This window comes from Collinsella sp. LCP19S3_H3, assembly GCF_052119145.1.
Lineage (GTDB): Bacteria > Actinomycetota > Coriobacteriia > Coriobacteriales > Coriobacteriaceae > Collinsella.
The window spans coordinates 129,101-146,584 of sequence record NZ_JBQKFW010000005.1; the positions used below are offsets into that span (position 1 = coordinate 129,101).

Sequence of the window (17,484 nt, forward strand, 5' to 3'; positions counted from 1 at the left end):
TTGGCAAGTTTCTTGCACAACTTTTGGTGCCAGTCCCAAGCCTCTGGGAGTTGGCACCAACAAGACGATTTGCTTCCCTCGTCCCCCTACAGATCAGTTATCCGTGGAAACGAGCGGTAGGCGCAAGTGGCTGCTCGCGAAAGACGCGCTCGACGGCGGCGCGGTATTCGTCGACCTTTTTAGTCTTGCGTACGAGTTTGTGAACGGTAGCAGGATCGGCGAAGGCGCATTTAGCGTAGAACCACCACTCCTTCATGCGAAAGACCGCGTTGCCGCCAATCTCTTCTGCATATGCCGCAAACAGCGTGTCGTGGAAGCGCTGCAGTTCGGCTGCCGTGGCAGCAGGGCCGCCCTTGACCATGCGAGCCAGCGCGGGGTTCGCAAGCAAGCCACGCCCCAGCATCACATGGCGTGTACCGGGATAGGCCTCCACCAGCGCCTCCATGTCCTCAAGATCAAAAATATCGCCGTTGTATGCCACCGGAAACGGTGCCCGCTCCAACGTCTCGCCATAAAACCCTTTGCGCGGCGAGCCCGTATAGCGATCCTTCTGTACGCGCGGATGCACGATCAGTTCTGCCAACGGCATGCGACAGTACAGATCGAGCACGCGCTCATATTCGTCGTCGCTCTCCAGCCCCAGCCTGGTTTTTACCGATACCGGCAACGGCGATCGCTCGCACACATCAAGCAAGAACACCTCGAGCTCATCCAAGTTGCGCAAAAAGCCCGATCCTTTACCCTTGGCAACAACCGTACCCGAGGGGCAGCCAAGGTTGAGATTAACCTCGCGGTAGCCCATGTCGGCGAGCACGCGCGCCGCCCACACAAACTCATCCGCGTTCTTGGACATCAGCTGAGGCACCACGTTAAGCCCTTGGTTGTTAGCCGGATCGATTTCCTTAAACGCCTTGCCGCCAAAGCGGTTGCCCACCCGCGGCGGCGGCAAAAACGGCGTGTAATAGCAGTCGAGCGCACCGAAGCACTCCGCATGCACGCGACGGAACACATGCCCGGTAATCCCCTCCATGGGGGCCAACGATAGAATCATCAACATCTACTCTCAAATCAATGCGGCAAAGGGACTGCCCCTTTGTCACATGCATTATGCCTTGTCCCCAAGGCGGCCCACAAGGCGGAGGCGGTTGCTTGACACCAACCAGCCCTCCGACCATCCCTGTGCAACGAAGGTGAATGGCGCCCGCAAACAGCAAGCAGGGCCGCCCCACAGCAGCTCCCTCACTCGCCACTTTTTCCTTGTCCAAAAGAGGACGTTCGCGATCAATCGATCACCAACAGCACGCTGCTGACCGCCATGTCTGAACAACAGACACCCTCCACTCATATACTCAAGAGCGTATGCGCATCGCCCTCGAAAAACGATGAGAGTCGAGGCCGCATGCAGCTGCTCACCGAGCAAGAAAAGAAACGCATCCAGCGGTACTGCACGTACCCCAAGATCGCAGCGACCGCACTCGTCATGTCGTTCGTAGCATGCCTGTTGATGTTGCCGCTCCAAATGATCAACGATATCGCGTTCCACCAAAAGGAATTCCAACCCGCGGGCATATATACCGCCATTGCACTCACCGCAATCGAACTCATCATCTTTTGCTATTGCGCTCTTGCGCCACGCTTTGGAATGCAGGGCAAACAGTGGAAGGAGCTACAGAGCAGGCTTGCGGTAGCCCAAACCAACAAAGACCGCTCCGCGGAGGTCGCCGGCGTGCTCGCCGCGCAAGATGCCTTGGAGCCCGTGTGCAAACGCGTCGCGGCAGACGACCCATACGAGTCGTATCACGACTACGGCTACCGCATTATCGGCTATCTGCGTGATAATGACCTCGGCGCTCAAGCAGCCTATGTCTACCTTTCTTTCGATGCAGATGGCATGCTCACGGACGTCGATTACACCAGTCAGATCGACCCCGAGGCAAGCCTTGCAGACAACCTCGCCTGCACCGAGCAGGATATCGCGACACTATGCGCCCCGCTCAACGGGTTGGACATTTCCGTTGCCACACCGGGCCTCCTCACGCCATGCAGCCTGTCGGATGAATTTAAACAGGCATTTTTAGCCGGATCCCTATATGAAGAAATCAGCATCAAGACGGAGGACGAATCTATCAAGTCGTACTACACCTTTGGCACCGAGCCCAAAGAAGAGTTCGACAAGTACACCCATCCGGTAATTAGCCTCATGCTCTCCGCAGAGGAGGACTAGCAACTTACGCTCTAATTGACGCTCGCAAACGCCGTCTATATCTCAAGGTCTAATACTTTTCCCGAGAAGTGAACGGCTATATTTGGACCCCCGAAGCATCGACATTTTTAGACGCCAAACCCGCAGGATTTGGCTGGCAAAACCGCAGGAAACCGCCTTCAATAAGTGTTGATGCTTCGGGGGTCCATTTTGACTCGTTCACTTCTCGGGAAAAGTATTAGACCTCGATTTACATGTCACTCAATGTGACAAAAGGACAGTCCATTTGTCACATTATTCGGAGCGCAGTGCTTCCACGGGGTCTTTTTTGGATGCACTGCGGGCCGGCAGCAGGCCGGCAACGACCGTCAGCAGCACCGAAATTGCAATGAGCGCCAGCGCATCCTGCACGGGCAGGCTCATCAGATTGGGGACCTGTTTGACCGCAAGCGCCCAAGCATTAACCGGAAAACTCACGAGCACCACAACGACAATGGCAAAGACACCGGCGATGAGGCCCTCGATAAAGGTCTCGGCGTTGAACACGTTTGCCACGTTGCGCTTCGACGCGCCGATCGCGCGCAGGATGCCAATCTCCTTTTTGCGCTCCAGCACGCTGATGTAGGTGATGATGCCGATCATGATGGAGCTCACGACCAGGCTGATGCTCACGAACGCGATGAGCACTAAGCTGATGGTATTCACGATATCAGTCACCGAGCCCATGATGATGCCCATGTAGTCGGTGTACGAAATTGCCTGTTCATCATGGCCAGCAGCTTTGACCTGCTTGTTGTACGCATCGATATGGTCGAGTACGCGCTCCTTGGCCTCAAAGTCGCGCGGGAAAATCTTGACCGAGATGGGGTCTGCCTCATCCGCGTAGCCCAACGTGGTCAGATTGTTGTCGTAGGTGAGCTTCGACGCCTTGGCATAGCTCATCATGAGCGAGCTCAGGTCCTCGGCGTCCATGTTGAAGTGGATGGCACGAGCAAAGGCACTCGCATCCACGCGCATGGCGCTCGCCAGGTTGGCAAAACTCGAAGACATCTGCGTCACCATCTGCTCCATGAGCCCTGCCGCGCCGGCCTTGAGCTGGGTCGACAGGATCGTTGCCACCTGCTCGCTGATCGCCTTCATCACCTGATCCATAGCCTGCTGCAGATACGGAGCCAACTGATTTTGGACATAGTCGGTCATCGCCTGTTGCAGGCGCTCGGCCAGGGCATCGCCGCCGAGCGCCTTGAGCTGCGCCAGGCACTGCTGCGCCACAACATCGTTCTCGAGATACGCCGAGAATGCGGCAGCAAGCTTTGACGCGTCTTTGAGATCTTCGGGTGACAGCGCCCTAAACTGATCAGACTGCAAAAAGCCCTCAAATAGTTGGTTGGCAAGCGTTCCCACCTGTTGCATTTGCTCGGGCGTGAGCTCCAGACCGTCAAAGATGCCCGAGAAATCGGGGGTCGGCGCTTTGGCCATGATGTCGCTTAAGTCGATGTCTTTGCCAACGCCCGAAAGATCAATATCCAGGCCCGACAAATCGATGCCCGAAAGATCCATGCCACCGGCAGCACCCGAGAGTGCAGACGCATCGAACGAGAACGCGCTCTTGAGCGCCGCCTCGTCCACGCTGAACATACTGCCCAGATCCACGCCTTGCTTGGCCTCGCCTTGCAGTTCGTCGAAAGTTTTGCCCGTAAAGACATCCGTCTCGGGATGGGCAAGTTGCTCTTGCACGATCTGCGAATCGGCGGCGCGCTCCATAAGCTGGCGAGTCAATGCATGCGTATAGGCAATGCCCGGAGACAACGCGCTCGCATTGGCCGTCTCGTTAGGTCGCACCACGCCCACAATGTGCACGTCAATACCGTCGGCAACCTTGGCCGTCATAAAGTCGGCGTCGCCGGACATGTCAGTCCACATGCCGGTCTCTTCGTTTTTGCGATAAGCATCGGCCGGCGACAACACCTTAAACGTCGTGGACAGCGCATCGTCGTAAGTAAAGTCGGCGCCGCTCTCAGGCGTCTCAATCTTACCGTCGGCGGCCATGGCACTGTTCACCAGGTCGTTGAGCTCATCGATATCCAGCGCACCGATGCTGTAAAGCGTATAGTCGCCCACCGTTCCACGGCTCGAAAGCACCATTACGGCTTCGTGAGCAGACGTAGGCCAATGGCCGGCGACGACATCGTACTGGCTGTCGAGCAGACTCTGATCGTCGATCATCTCGTTAAAGACCGAGGTTCCCATGGAGTCCATGCTCACCGTTGCCGCCGAGCTCGCACCACCGCTCATGGCCTCGGTCATAGCGTTGGGCACCAGCCGGACAGGCTTCTCATCGCCCTTGCCGGCACGATAGACAACCGGCGTCACGCCGTAACCGTACTGGATGGCGTTGACCTCTTTGTCGATACCGTCGCCGCCGCCGTCAAGCCATGCCTTAAAGCTCGTCATATCGTTGGACTTAACACTTGCGAACATATCCTTTACGGCCGTGACCACGGGAATCTTTTTGGTTCCCTGAGCCTTGCCGTCGGTGCCGTCGTCGGACGAACCCTCGTTCTTGGACGTATCGTCATCCGTGGCCCCCTGTTCGCCCATCATGGACGACAGGTCGTAATCCTGCTTGGAAATGGTAAGCGGGTAGCTCGAAAGCGTATCCTCCTCGACCTTTTTGATGTAGCCGTTTACGCCATTGGACAGCGCCAAAATCGCCGCGATGCCAATAATGCCAATCGAGCCCGCAAAGGCCGTCATGGCCGTACGGCCCTTCTTGGTCATAAGGTTTCGGGCAGAAAGCCCCAGCGCCGTCACAAAGCTCATCGAGGTTTTGCGCGTAGGCTTGGCCTCGCGGCGCGTGGCGTCAGCGACATCGAAAGGATCAGAATCGTCGGTAATCTTGCCGTCCGCCAGGTTGACGATGCGCGTGGCGTACTCGTACGCCAGATCGGGATTATGCGTGACCATGATAACCAGACGGTCGCGCGCGACGTCCTTGAGCAAGTCCATGACCTGCACGGACGTTGTGGAATCCAAGGCGCCGGTCGGCTCGTCTGCCAGCACAATCTCGGGATCATTAATCAGGGCGCGGGCGATGGCCACGCGCTGCATCTGTCCACCCGAAAGCTGACTCGGGCGCTTGTTCACGTGCTCGCCCAGACCAACGGCCTCGAGCGCCTTGCGCGCACGCTGGCGGCGCTCGGCGTGCCCCACGCCCGTGAGCGCAAGCGCCAGCTCCACGTTTTCCAAAATGGTCTGATGTGGAATGAGGTTATAGCTTTGGAACACAAAGCCGATGCGGTTGTTGCGATAGGCATCCCAATCGCGATCGTGAAAGTCCTTGGTCGAAATACCGTCGATCAGCAGGTCACCCGAGTCAAAGTGGTCGAGTCCGCCGATAACGTTGAGCATCGTGGTCTTACCCGAACCCGAGGGCCCCAGAATGGCCACGAACTCGTTATCCCGAAAAGACAGGCTCACGCTGTCGAGCGCCACCTGCGTAAACGACTGCGTAACGTACCTTTTGCAAATTCCTTTGAGCTCCAGCATGGACGGCAACCTCTCCTGCGCAGGCACCTTGCCCGCTCTCCCCCGCCGTTCGTATTCGACGCGTTTGTCCTACTCTATCCCCATTTTTTACCAGCGCAAGTGAGGAATGTAACGAAGCGCGCCAAAAAACGAGCAGGACGGCACATCGCGTGACGTACCATCCCGCGCATACCGCCGATAATGTGACAAAGGAACTGTCACTTTGTCACATTAGTCAATTGTGAGTGCATCCCCTGGAGCGATATCCGAAACCTCGCTGCCCAGCGCCAGCACGCCGTGCCAGCCTTCCTGTAAGCCACCTTTCTCGAGGATAAGATCCGAGCTGTCGATCGTACTGACGGCGGGCAGTGGTTTGCCAAGAATCGCGTTGGAAACATCCACCACTTCAAGAGTCCCGTGGCGGCGCGGTTGATGAGAACCTTTGCCGAATGGCGCAAGCCGCCGTGATAATCAAAAAGATGTCCACACGGATTGATATGCTCGCCGATAAAGAGCAGCCATGCCGCAATCTTCTCCGCGGCAACAATACGGAAGGCGACCATGAACGATTGCGGCCAAACAGGCACGCCTAAGGACAGCGCCAGTGCGAAGGATTATAAAAGTGCCCTCGATTACATGCTGTCCGGGCTGAATACCTATGTACGAGACACCGATCTTTCACCTCAGGTCGCCGCGCTCTACAAGCCCGGCACAATCTTTCGCAGCAAGAACCCCGCTGACATATCGTCCCACATTGGCGGCATGAGCACATCGCATCGTCTTCTCATCCTGTTGAACCGCATCATCGATCTAACCGAATTGGAGCAAGACGCCGATCGAGGACACTGTGCGACCCCGTCGGAGTCTCGTTTTTTAGTGCTCGATGCGTACGAATACCACGGAAAGACACAAATTACGCTGCTGCATCTTTTGGACGACGAATGCTGGCGTTACTTTATCGATGCGGTGCCGGCAGCACCCGAACTTGAAATTGATGTCATACGCATCAATTTCAGTGCCGTATGCGAACAGCAGCCCATCAGCGATTTAGCATCCGAAGAATGGCTCGATTGTTGCTCAGACCCCATCGGCGTAAACCCCCAAGGAGAACTGTATTCACCCGAGCCTAAGCCTGCGGAGGCACTTTGGCCCGTCTTTGTGGGTGAGCTTGAAAAGCGGTAAGCGCTCTGACCTGCCGTACAGCGAAATGGAAATTCCGCGGTCTCCATCACTTGATACGATACAAAACAGTAGACAATCCGAAAGGAGCAAACGATGGACCTTAATCCCAACAACGCATATGGAGTCGAAAAGGAAGACGTCGCGCGCATGGCAGAACTTGCCGGCATGGAGTTTGTCGACCATGGCGAGGACGAATACAACGAGGGTTTTCCTTCCGAAGATCTTATCTATGGGCCCGAGCAGGAAAAAGACCTCCTCGCCGAGATGGCAAACGTTGCATTCTCCACGCCTGGCGATGATTATGCCCAGTATATCTGCGAAAACAGAGAGCGCGTCTACCGTGCGGCCCGTATGTCTTCAGCAGTTAGGGAAATGCTCGTCTTGGGCTACAGGCTGGGAGTTTCGTCCGGCAGCGGAGCCTGTATGAACGATTTAGGCGCCCTCTACTATATGGGAGACCTTGTTGAGCAGGACTACGCCAAGGCCGCGGAACTCTACGAAATGGCGGCCGATGCAGGTTGCTTCCAGAGCATCATCAACCTCGGCTATATCTACGAGTACGGAAGGACTGGCAAGCCCGACCATGCCAAAGCCTATCAGTGGTATTCGCTTGCCGCAGCGCTTGCGCCCTCCAGCGAGGCGGTGTACAAACTCGGCGACATGTTCAGCCGCGGTCGCGCCGTGCCGCAAGATAGGTCAAAAGCATACCGCCTGTACGAACGCAGTCTTGAGCTTGCCCGCGACGATGCAGAGTTCGCCCAGCCCGCCATTCGCATAGCCTCTATGCTCATTGACCCCGACGCCCCCTCTTGTGGCATCGACCGTAATCCCCTGCGCGCGTTGGCGCTCTATCAACGCGCCGAAATCGGTCTGCGCATCGACATCGCCAATGGCATGACATATTACGCCAAGCGTCTCCGCGAGGCCATCGAAGGTCAGGAGAAGGCTCGTGAGCTCGTCGAGATGGACAATTTTGTGATTGACCGCTAAGTGCCACTTTCGCGCGTCTTATCAACATCAATGATCTGATCCTGCCATGGAGTCCCTCCATGGCAGGATCAGATGTTTACCTTGGCGCCGTCGATGGTCTTGAGCAGGAAATCGCCGTAATTGCTGCCGTCCTCAATCATCGGCATATCTTTATTGGCGGCAAGAAACACCTTTTCCCACAGTGCGCTATCGCTCGAAAGGATATCGTTCTCCTTTTGCATGAGCTTCGCATACAGCTCGGCGGCCTCGTCGGCATTGGTCGGCTCCTGCGCGATGAGCTCCGCGATCTTAGGGTCGGAGCTCGTAGATTCGCTCGCGTTGCCACCGGGCGCCGAACATGCCACAAGACACAAGGCCAGCACCGGCACCATAAACAAGGCCGCAATCTTAGAAAGCTTCATGGTCATTCCTCCGTTTTGTCGAAGCTTGTTTACTTTTTATCGGCGGTCAAAGGGAGCTTTGCTGCCGACACATCCAGGCCATAGCGATAGCTGATGGCATCGACGGGATAGGCCCCGATGTACTTTCCGCACCGGATACATTCGGCATGATTGGACGCGCGGACCACATCGATGTCCATCTGACAAACCTTTGAACACTTGCCGCACGAGACACATTTGCATGCGTCAACCCGAATCCCCAGTAGGGACACCTTATTCATGAGCGCATAGAATGCGCCGAGTGAACAAATCCATTTGCAGAAGGGGCGGTAGAACAAAACGCTCAGCTCTACCACGGCAATGAGAACGACAAGTTTCCAGATAAAGAGCCACCCCAGCGCAGATCAAATACCGGCGTTGGCAATGGCCAGCGGAATGGCGCCCTCGAGCACACCCTGCGGACAGACGTATTTGCCCGACTGCGAGACCAAGGTACTGATTCTGTCCGCGCGTGGTGAAGTATCCGTTAAAGTCTCCGGACTCGATGCCGGCGCCAACGATTACCTCACCAAGCCGTTTCATCTGGACGAGCTTGCGGCAAGGATCCGCAGCCTTACCCTCAGACGCTTTACACAAAGCGACATAGTTTTACCCTGCGGAAAGCTCAGCTTTGACACCAAGGCGCGCATCGCTTCCGTGGACAGTGAGGCTCTATCTCTTACGCGCAAGGAAACGGGAATCATGGAATACCTGATGCTTAATCAGGGGCGTCCGGTAAGCCAAGAGGAGCTTAACGAGCACGTTGCGCGGGAATGTGACGAATAACTGCCCCTTTCGCGCACACAAAAGCAAGGGGCCCCTGCGCACAGAACCAACGCCATGCCGTGCGCGCGGTGCTGCCCGGTATGAGGGCCCGCCGCTCCGGCCACGTGTTCAACGTGAGCAGCTTGGGCGCTTACAACGTCGGACCGCTCTCGGGCGTGTACTGTGCCACCAAGCGCGCGGTAAAGGCGATCTCCGAGACGCTCGCCCAGGAGCTCGTGGTGGGTACGCCGGTCTACTTTGCAGGGGCAAACGGCGCGTTGCTCGCGCTGCTCGACCGCGCGTTTTACGCCGCGAGCGTGCACGGAAGACGGTTCGCCGGCAAGCCGGCATGCGCGGTGACGACGCTTTGGCGGGCGGGGTCCACCTCAACACTGGATGAACTGAACCGCTGCTTTACATTCAGTGGCATGCCAGTGGCCTCGTCGACCTACTGGAACATGATGTTTAACAGCGGCGACGACCCCTTTGGCGAGGACATGCTGCGCCAGCTCGGGGAAAACATGGCCCATCTGGTGAGGACGACAAGGGTCTAATGCCCCGATAATCCCATCTACATTTGATTAACTTAGCGGACGCCTACTCGACAGCGGGTGTCCGTTGCATATGGGCGCCAACTTGTGGCGCCGCAAGGTCGGTCATTCTGGCTTCGTCGCTTGTGCCTTCAATCTCTCCTCAGCGCTCAGCATCGCAGGATGATACGGACACTTTTCGCCCATGCACACTGTATTGACCGCATAGCTATCGCAGGCTGGCGTCTTCTCCCATGCTTTAAGCTGTGGTCCGCCGAGCGCGTTAAAAAACGAAACGGCCTCACGAATCGCCACGCGCGCATCTCGCTTGCAGCACCGTGGGCTTCCCGAGCGCGCGATGGCGGCAAGCAGCTCCGAAACCATAAGCTGCCCCTCCTGCCAGCCTTCACTGCGCAGCGGCGCATTGCCGCGCACGATTGCATATGCCATGCCCGCAGACGCAGCTGCCCCGCACACGCCCCAACGGGCACACGTCGCCCCCGGCACGCAATCCGACCGAGACATCAAATCGGCAAGATCGTCTTTGAGCATCGCATCTCGCTCCCCAGATGCTTCGGCGTTGCGCCAGCACGCAAGCAGCACCGCGCCCACAATAAAATGGTGGATGGGGCCAAAAGCCACGCAGCGCTCATCTGCCATAACCTCTTCCAAAAGAGCCGCGGGCGCCACCGACACACTGGCCATGAGCATCTCAACAATCCAGCCTGTTTGTTCGTCTTTTGCCATGCGGCATCCTCCTCTAAAACAAATTGTGCGCACACTCCATTATGGCCTTCTTCTGCCCGGCGCGCTCAATGCGAAACAACCTACTTCGCTCGTGCCGCCAACAAGCCCTGCTAGTTCTCGTCGCAAACCAGCCCTGCTCAGGAGCAACACCAGAGGCGATGGCAAGCACGATGGACAGTGGCAACACCACGACGGCAGCTCTTTTCGAAAAAGAAGGCCCCGCGCAATCGCGCGAGGCCTCCCCATTCATGGAACTATGATCAAAGCAGCCCAAAAAGCTTACTCCCACTCAACGGTGCCGACGGGCTTGGGCGTGAGGTCGTAGCACACACGGCAGATGCCGGGAACCTCGGCTGTGACGCGAGCGGTAATACGCTTGAGCAGTGCCCAGTCGAGCTCAGGCACCTCGGCGGTCATCACGTCGACGGTGTTGATGCAGCGGATGATGCAGGGCCAGTCGTAGGCGCGCTTGCCCTCGCGCACTCCGGTGGCACGGAAGTCGGGCACCACGGCGAAGTACTGCCAGATGGTCAGACCTGCCTTGTCGATCTCCTCGCGCACGATGGCGTCGGCTTCGCGCAGCGCCTCAAGACGGTCGCGGGTAATGGCGCCAAGGCAGCGGACGCCCAGGCCGGGACCGGGGAACGGCTGACGCTCGACCATGTTCTCGGGCAGACCGAGCTCGCGGCCCACGACGCGGACCTCGTCCTTGTACAGCAGCTTGACGGGCTCGCAAAGCTCAAACTGCAGGTCCTCGGGCAGGCCACCCACGTTGTGGTGGGCCTTCACGCCATCCTGGGACTCCAGGATGTCGGGGTAGATGGTGCCCTGGGCGAGGAAGCTGACCTCGTCGCCAACCTTGCGGGCCTCCTCCTCGAACACGCGAATGAACTCGGCGCCGATGATTTTGCGCTTGGCCTCGGGCTCCTCGACGTCCACGAGCTTATCCAAGAAGCGATCGGTCGCGTCCACATAGACCAGGTTGGCGTCCATCTGGTTCTTGAAGACGTCGACGACTTGCTCGCTCTCGCCCTTACGCATCAGGCCGTGATTCACGTGCACGCAGATAAGCTGCTTGCCGATGGCCTTGATGAGCAGGGCCGCGACAACCGAACTGTCGACACCACCGGAAAGGGCCAGCAGGACCTTCTTGTCGCCGATCTGCTCGCGGATTGCAGCGACCTGCTCATCGATGAACACCTGGGCAAGTTCGGAAGTGGTGATACGCACCATGTCGTCGGGACGCTTGTTGGAATCCATGCAAAGCTCCTTTTCGGTTCGATGGGAATGCGTCACACGTATGCAAACGCACCGTCATATGACCTCATTATATGCAGAACAAGATGTGTTTCCCATCGCTGCGACAAAGCTTTTTGCAGGGGTGGCAATTTTTCCTACTGTCGAGGTCAGCTAGGCTTCGGTAGCCACCTTGGCAGCATCGCCAATAGACTCTTCCTTTATACGTTCTGCGCAATCGTATGCCATACCCGCAAATTCCAGTCCCGAGTAACAGGAGTACAATTGCTGCTATTGTTGCCAGCTGTTGGGAGATGGAAGATGGACTGCGATGGCTACCCTTGCGTTCCCATGCCGTTGATGTGCACCGCCTTTGTGCCGGGGCAGATTGACGCTGCGGTTGCAGGCATTTCCGACCCCGATTCGCGCGCCATTGCCACGGCAGAAGCGCTGTACTTTCGCGGACAGGCCACCCTCGCTGCCAAGACGGCGCGCCCCTATCTTGACGCCACCGACCCCGCACTGCGCTATTCCGCATGCTTTATCTGCGGATACGCCAGTCTGTCGCTCAACCGTATCGCCGATGCCCGCCGGTGCCTTACTGGCATCCTCGATACGCCGGCCGACGAGGAATCGCCTGCCGTCCACGCCATGCACATCCTGTTCGCCTCGGCCGCGAGCGTCCTGCTGCACTTGCCTTCGCCGTATTCCGCCGAAGAGTTTTATCCGCTTGCGTCGCATTTGCCCGAAGGCCTGCGCCTGTTCGCCAGCTACGTGATGGCGCACGCCTTGTATCTGCGCGGCGAATACGGCCGCAGCCTGGGCATGGTGGAAAATGCCCTGATCATGAAACAGGGAAGCTATCCCATCTCGGAACTGTTCCTGCACCTGGCGGCTTCCATGGCATGCATGAGCCTCAAGGACATCGACGCCGCAAAGGCACATTTCGGAGCCGCTTGGGACATTGCGCGCCCCGACGGCCTCATCGAGCTCATTGGCGAGCACCACGGCCTTTTACAGGGGCTCATCGATGCGTGCCTAAAAGCGCAATACCCTGACGATTTCGCACGAATCATCGAGGTTACGTATCGATTCAGCTACGGCTGGCGGCGCATCCACAACCCCGATTCGGGCGAGGACGTGGCCGACGATTTAACGACCACGGAGTTCACCATGGCCATGCTCGCCTGCCGCGGATGGACCAACGCCGAAATCGCACGCCACATGGAAGTATCGCCGGGCACTGTTAAAAACCGCCTATCAGGAGTGTATGCCAAGCTTGGTATCGGAACTCGCGCCGAGCTGGTCGCGCATATGTTGCGTTAGCGACCGGGCTGCCAAGCGCATCGAACGCGTTCCGGAACCCGGCGCTTCGCTCGATCAATTTGGACATTTTGACCCTTGAACGGCACTACCGCCACGGGGCACCTTCTCGCAAAATAGGATTATTTCCTCCGTTATTTGCGGGATGGGAGCCAAAATGCTTGATCGTCGTTCGCTACTTATCGCCGGAGCATCCTCGCTGGCAGGCATCATGCTGCCTCGCGTGCCGAGCAGCGCAAACGCCTTCATACTGCCATTCGCCCCCACCGAGGCCTATGCCGACGAAGAAGACCCCTTCAAGGTGCTCGTTCTCTCGCGCACCATGTTTGGTGTGGTCGTGGTCGACGTCGCCAACAAGAATATGCCCATCAAGGGAGCCCAGGTCACGCTCGCGTCGCGTTATGCCGCGGGCAAGCAGATCTCCGCCACTACCGACGACGAGGGCACGGCCATCTTTGAGGTCGCGCCGCTTTCGGAAGGCTACGTGGACCAGGCAACGCTTCTCGACGCGTACGACTTTAACGGTGGCATCTCCATCAGCATGGCGGGCTACCGTGATGTCGAGATCCCCCTCACGCGCATCCAGGGCGGCACCGCCATTACCGCGCCCACACGTCCGCTTTCCGACGGTGAGCCGTACTTTCGCCAGCTTACGTTCGACGAGTGGGACATCCAGTACGCCGACGCCACGTTCATGGCACTGCCGAAGGACGACGCCGGAAACGACCAACCCGACACGCACGCCTTTACCGTGCAGGCACATCTGCCACAGGGTGGACAGGCAACGCTGTGCATCAACAAGGTAATGCCCGCCACGAGCAGCTCATCCGAAACCGTCACGCAAATTGGCCAAGTCAAGGCCAGTGCATCGGGTTCGGATAATCTGGCAACGTTCACACTCGAAGACACGTTCCTCGATGCAGCTTCGGGCCTTCTGGAGGAAGGATGCAAGCTGCGCTTTGTCCTCGACTATCAGGGCAAGACCTATACACTCTCCTCCCCCATGGCCGTTGTCACCGCGCCGGCCGCAAAGGCAGAATCGGGCTCGACCACTATCGTCCCCACCACCATGGACCAAGAGATTACTCCGTTTGATTTCCCGGCGGCGTTTCCCGGCATCGGCGGCAATAAGTTCACGTGCTGGATGCCCTCGTTCCCCATTTTGTTCGATTTCTCTTTTGCCGGATACGTGCTGTTTGGCGGAGGATACAAACCGGTCGGCTACATAAACGATTCGGGCAATCCGGATCCGGAGTACTGGAAGAAGTCACCGCGCGAGTCGGGCGCCAAGCAGGCAAACCGCTACCTCGACGAGATGGAGGGGAAGTGGAATCAGTACAAAAGTATGAGTGCCGGTTCGGGCACCGATCCAAGGAACACTAAGCTGCTTCGTCACCACTGCACGCCGCGTTTTACGATGGATATCGCCACACAGCTGTACGGATCGCTCGCCTACGACTGGGTGGGCAAAACCTGGGGTGACAACAACGACCCCGCATTTGGCAATATTAAGGCCCTCTTCCAGGTAAGAACCGACCTCAATTGGACCGAGCAGTTTACCCTAGGACCGGTGCCGTTTTTCCTAAACGTCAACCCCTGGGTGCTGGCGAAGCTGGCGCTCGCCGTGGGTGCCCACACGCACGGCAGCGGCGCGGCGTTTTTTAAAAACATTTCGCTCGACTATTCAAACACCTCGGGTTCGTTCACCATCCAGATTGGGCTTGCCGTCACCTTTGGCGCCGGCGTTGCAGGCGTCGCGTCGTCTGCCGTGCGCGGCGCCGCATCCCTCACGCTGTTCATTGGGTACGAGAAGGCAGATGGACACCAGCTTCCGCGACTGCGCGTAGGTGCAGACGTCGATGTCGATGTGATACTCCAGTTCGTAATGTTCAAGTGGACCACCAAGGCTTGGTCGGGGTCGTGGCCCACACTCCTCGATTCGTGGAATATGTCGGTGAACAATGGCAACCAGTATGTGCTCCAGCGCTCTGAGCTCGCATTGGGTGGAGATACGCCTTACACGTTGGATGCCCGCTTCGGCACGGCCGGCAACGCCGAGGCAGGCGGCGTGCCGCAATTTATCGCATCGGCCACCATCGTCACCAACGCCGAGCTGCTCGCACGCGCCGAGGTTAAGGCCACTGCCGTAAACGTCGCGCCTGTCGTGCGCGATTGGGATCAAGCGGTCACGCGCATTGAGCTCGAGGCGGATGCAGAAAGCGACGACACGGGACAGATCGAGCATTTCGTCCATACACTGATAGAGAACGACGAAAAAGCCGCGCCGATGTATGAGTACACCTATATCGGGCAGGCGACGAACGCCGTTGCGGACCCCAACGCCAATTCTGCTGGTGTATCGGAGGACGAGCGTGGCGGCATAAAACCCTCGAGCGACAACGTGCTGTTTGCTGGCGTGCTCAGCGAAGCTCACATGAAGCTGGCAATGATTGCCGGCGTAGAATGCCAGTTCCGTATCGCCTCGGTGCGCTACGGCGACAATGGCCGCTCGCGCCTGGTGGTGCACACAAAGGCAAACGGCACGTGGTCCGCTCCCACTCCCGTGGACTTTCCCCTTGGGTTTGGCGAGGGCGACGTGGAGCGCGACGGCATATTCGATTACGATTTCGACGTGGTGGAATATACGGACGGAAGAGGAAACCAGGACGCCTACGTGCTGCTGATCTCGGGCGAGCGCCCCGCCGGTGACAACACCCTTTTCGATACGGCAAGCACAGCCGGCATACTGTCCGTCGTGCGCCTGCGCATAAGTAATAGCGAAGTTCGCGTGGTGTCGCATACGTCGTGGCGCAGCATCTCGCGCGGCCGCCTTCAGGAGGATGGCTACCATTGTCTGCAGTGCCCGCGTATCACGGTGGGCAAGACGCTCGTCGACGGGCGCCTGTCGGGTGCCTACCTCCACCGCCGCGGAACCACCGCAGAAAAGGCGCTCGGCAGCGAGGCCGAGGTTGCGCTGGAATGCTTTACCTTGTGGTCGGATGATTTGGGCGACAGTCTCACGTTCCGTCAGGTCCTCCGCTTTCCGCAAGCACCGTCGAGTATCGAGCTGGGCAAGCCCGAGAATATCAACGGCAAAATGGTGGTGTCCGTTGCGTACGAGACCGCAGACGGTTGCGGCTGCGCATCGTACGCCGTGATCGGCCAGTCCATTGCGTGCTGGGACGTTATGTCACCAGACGCCACGGTACCTCATGCGGTGCCATGGCCACAACATTCGGGCTTTTTGGCAACCGTCAACGAGCAACTGCAGCATATTACTTGGACGCGAGGCGCATCGGCATTTGCAACGCAGCCCGTGGGTGCCGCAGGCTGTGGCCCGGCATCGTTTAGCGTAAGCAACAACGGCAGGTGCGTGCTCTATGTAGAGAACACCGATGGCAAGGTGGGACAAACCTACGACGAAGAAGGCAACCCGGTAGCAGTGATGGGCAAGCACTTCCGCATCTTCGCCAGCACCTTGGCAGGCGATCTGTTCACGGAGCCGTTCGTGATGTGCGAGCTGGACCATCCCGTCGATCAGATAACGACATTTTTGACGTCGGGAGGCATGCTCTCCGCACTCGCCACGCACATTGTGAGCGCGGAGAAGAGCGAGGCAGAGCTGCACGGCATCGAAGTGCCCTTGGTGGCGTGTGCCACTCCGACGGGCGCGGTCGCTACCTCGGGCGCGGTGGTACCCGGAGCAGCAGGCGAATCCTTCATGGTCACGGTGCGAAACGACGGCAACACCTTGCTGACCGCCGGCACGATCGATCTGTACCGAGAGGGCTCCAGCCAGCCGTTCTCCAGCGCATCCATCGGATTCGGACTGAACGCACGCATGGTTTCGATCTACGATCCAGAGCTTGCCGAGGATGCTTCGGCCAAAGACATGGCACACGTGAAGTACGCGCTCGAGACGCTGGGCGCACGTTTTGCAACGCACCCGCTGGTAGCCGACAACGGCAACGCCGTGCTGGCACCGGGTTGCACGGCACAGTTCCGCATGAGCTTCGCCATCCCCGAGAGTTGGAGCGACGAAGTGGGCAAACGCGTAACGCTGTATGCGAAGGCGCATAATCTGGTGGCGCTCGATCCCGTAACGCTCGAGGAAATTCGGCCGGGTGCAAACTCGGCGCTGGGTGCCGTACTGCACGAGCTTCATGTGCCCGACGCGGCATGCGAACGCTCCGAAGTTCAGGTCGGCTTATGCGACAGCGCGGATACGACGGGGCTTCACGATGCACCGATGACGGCGGACGACGGTGGCGGCTCGAGTGGCGGCGGTACTGACAAGGGCGGCGGCTCCGGCGGAAGCAGCTCCAGCAGCGGCAAGGACCACAACAATAGCAAGCGCCCCGGAAAAGCGGGCGCGCTTGCGGGCACGGGCGATACATGCGCTCCCCTTACGGCAGCCGCTGCAGCACTCGCCGCGGCAGGCGCCGGCCTCGTCGCCTACAGCGCCCGCCGCACGGCGCTCGAAGCCGATACCGCCAATGAGGTCAATTCGGATAGGCCCCGCTAGCTCCTAGTTACTTTTGTGAGAGACGCCGACTCGGCT

The 17,484-nt window shown here is 58.4% G+C and carries 14 protein-coding genes; 7 read left to right on the plus strand and 7 right to left on the minus strand.

Annotation, left to right across the window (positions count from 1 at the left end):
- Positions 1–97: 97 nt before the first annotated feature.
- Positions 98–1,051, minus strand: coding sequence for a tRNA dihydrouridine synthase (locus tag ACTQZF_RS04230; RefSeq protein WP_441554624.1), 954 nt, complete (start codon positions 1,049–1,051; stop codon positions 98–100).
- Between the two features lie 264 nt (positions 1,052–1,315).
- On the opposite strand from ACTQZF_RS04230, the gene ACTQZF_RS04235 reads away from it, so the two are divergent.
- Positions 1,316–2,224: a hypothetical protein gene (locus tag ACTQZF_RS04235; RefSeq protein ID WP_441554625.1), complete on the plus strand. Its 909-nt coding sequence runs from the start codon at positions 1,316–1,318 to the stop codon at positions 2,222–2,224.
- Between the two features lie 273 nt (positions 2,225–2,497).
- Here ACTQZF_RS04235 and ACTQZF_RS04240 read toward each other — a convergent pair whose 3' ends face one another.
- Entirely contained in the window at positions 2,498–5,752 is a 3,255-nt protein-coding gene (locus ACTQZF_RS04240) for an ABC transporter ATP-binding protein/permease (RefSeq protein ID WP_441554626.1), read from the minus strand.
- Between the two features lie 210 nt (positions 5,753–5,962).
- On the minus strand, positions 5,963–6,133 hold the full coding sequence (locus tag ACTQZF_RS04245) for a hypothetical protein (RefSeq protein ID WP_195838573.1): 171 nt from the start codon (positions 6,131–6,133) through the stop codon (positions 5,963–5,965).
- Between the two features lie 159 nt (positions 6,134–6,292).
- Here ACTQZF_RS04245 and ACTQZF_RS04250 point away from each other — a divergent pair, with 159 nt between their 5' ends.
- Both ACTQZF_RS04250 and ACTQZF_RS04255 read left to right on the plus strand, forming a co-directional pair.
- On the plus strand, positions 6,293–6,913 hold the full coding sequence (locus ACTQZF_RS04250; RefSeq protein WP_441554627.1) for a hypothetical protein: 621 nt from the start codon (positions 6,293–6,295) through the stop codon (positions 6,911–6,913).
- A 93-nt stretch (positions 6,914–7,006) separates the two neighbouring features.
- Positions 7,007–7,903, plus strand: a complete 897-nt coding sequence (locus tag ACTQZF_RS04255; protein ID WP_441554628.1) for a tetratricopeptide repeat protein — start codon at positions 7,007–7,009, stop codon at positions 7,901–7,903.
- A 68-nt stretch (positions 7,904–7,971) separates the two neighbouring features.
- Here ACTQZF_RS04255 and ACTQZF_RS04260 read toward each other — a convergent pair whose 3' ends face one another.
- Positions 7,972–8,304: a hypothetical protein gene (locus ACTQZF_RS04260; RefSeq protein ID WP_427719385.1), complete on the minus strand. Its 333-nt coding sequence runs from the start codon at positions 8,302–8,304 to the stop codon at positions 7,972–7,974.
- Between the two features lie 29 nt (positions 8,305–8,333).
- Positions 8,334–8,483, minus strand: a complete 150-nt coding sequence (locus ACTQZF_RS04265) for a hypothetical protein (protein ID WP_441554649.1) — start codon at positions 8,481–8,483, stop codon at positions 8,334–8,336.
- Between the two features lie 160 nt (positions 8,484–8,643).
- Here ACTQZF_RS04265 and ACTQZF_RS04270 point away from each other — a divergent pair, with 160 nt between their 5' ends.
- On the plus strand, positions 8,644–9,108 hold the full coding sequence (locus tag ACTQZF_RS04270; RefSeq protein WP_441554629.1) for a response regulator transcription factor: 465 nt from the start codon (positions 8,644–8,646) through the stop codon (positions 9,106–9,108).
- 59 nt (positions 9,109–9,167) lie between these two features.
- Positions 9,168–9,641 carry a flavodoxin family protein gene (locus ACTQZF_RS04275; RefSeq protein WP_370450617.1) on the plus strand — a complete coding sequence of 158 codons (474 nt, stop codon included), beginning with the start codon at positions 9,168–9,170 and terminating at the stop codon, positions 9,639–9,641.
- Between the two features lie 102 nt (positions 9,642–9,743).
- On the opposite strand, the gene ACTQZF_RS04280 is transcribed toward ACTQZF_RS04275, so the two are convergent.
- Positions 9,744–10,364 carry a DUF5714 domain-containing protein gene (locus ACTQZF_RS04280; protein WP_441554630.1) on the minus strand — a complete coding sequence of 207 codons (621 nt, stop codon included), beginning with the start codon at positions 10,362–10,364 and terminating at the stop codon, positions 9,744–9,746.
- Between the two features lie 279 nt (positions 10,365–10,643).
- Positions 10,644–11,624 (minus strand): glutamine-hydrolyzing GMP synthase, encoded by a 981-nt coding sequence (guaA, locus tag ACTQZF_RS04285; protein ID WP_427794284.1) that lies wholly within the window; start codon positions 11,622–11,624, stop codon positions 10,644–10,646.
- Between the two features lie 297 nt (positions 11,625–11,921).
- Here guaA and ACTQZF_RS04290 point away from each other — a divergent pair, with 297 nt between their 5' ends.
- Both ACTQZF_RS04290 and ACTQZF_RS04295 read left to right on the plus strand, forming a co-directional pair.
- A complete protein-coding gene (locus tag ACTQZF_RS04290; protein WP_441554631.1) occupies positions 11,922–12,926 on the plus strand; it encodes a helix-turn-helix transcriptional regulator in 1,005 nt (334 codons plus the stop codon).
- Between the two features lie 154 nt (positions 12,927–13,080).
- Positions 13,081–17,448 (plus strand): hypothetical protein, encoded by a 4,368-nt coding sequence (locus ACTQZF_RS04295; protein ID WP_441554632.1) that lies wholly within the window; start codon positions 13,081–13,083, stop codon positions 17,446–17,448.
- The last annotated feature ends 36 nt before the right edge of the window (positions 17,449–17,484 follow it).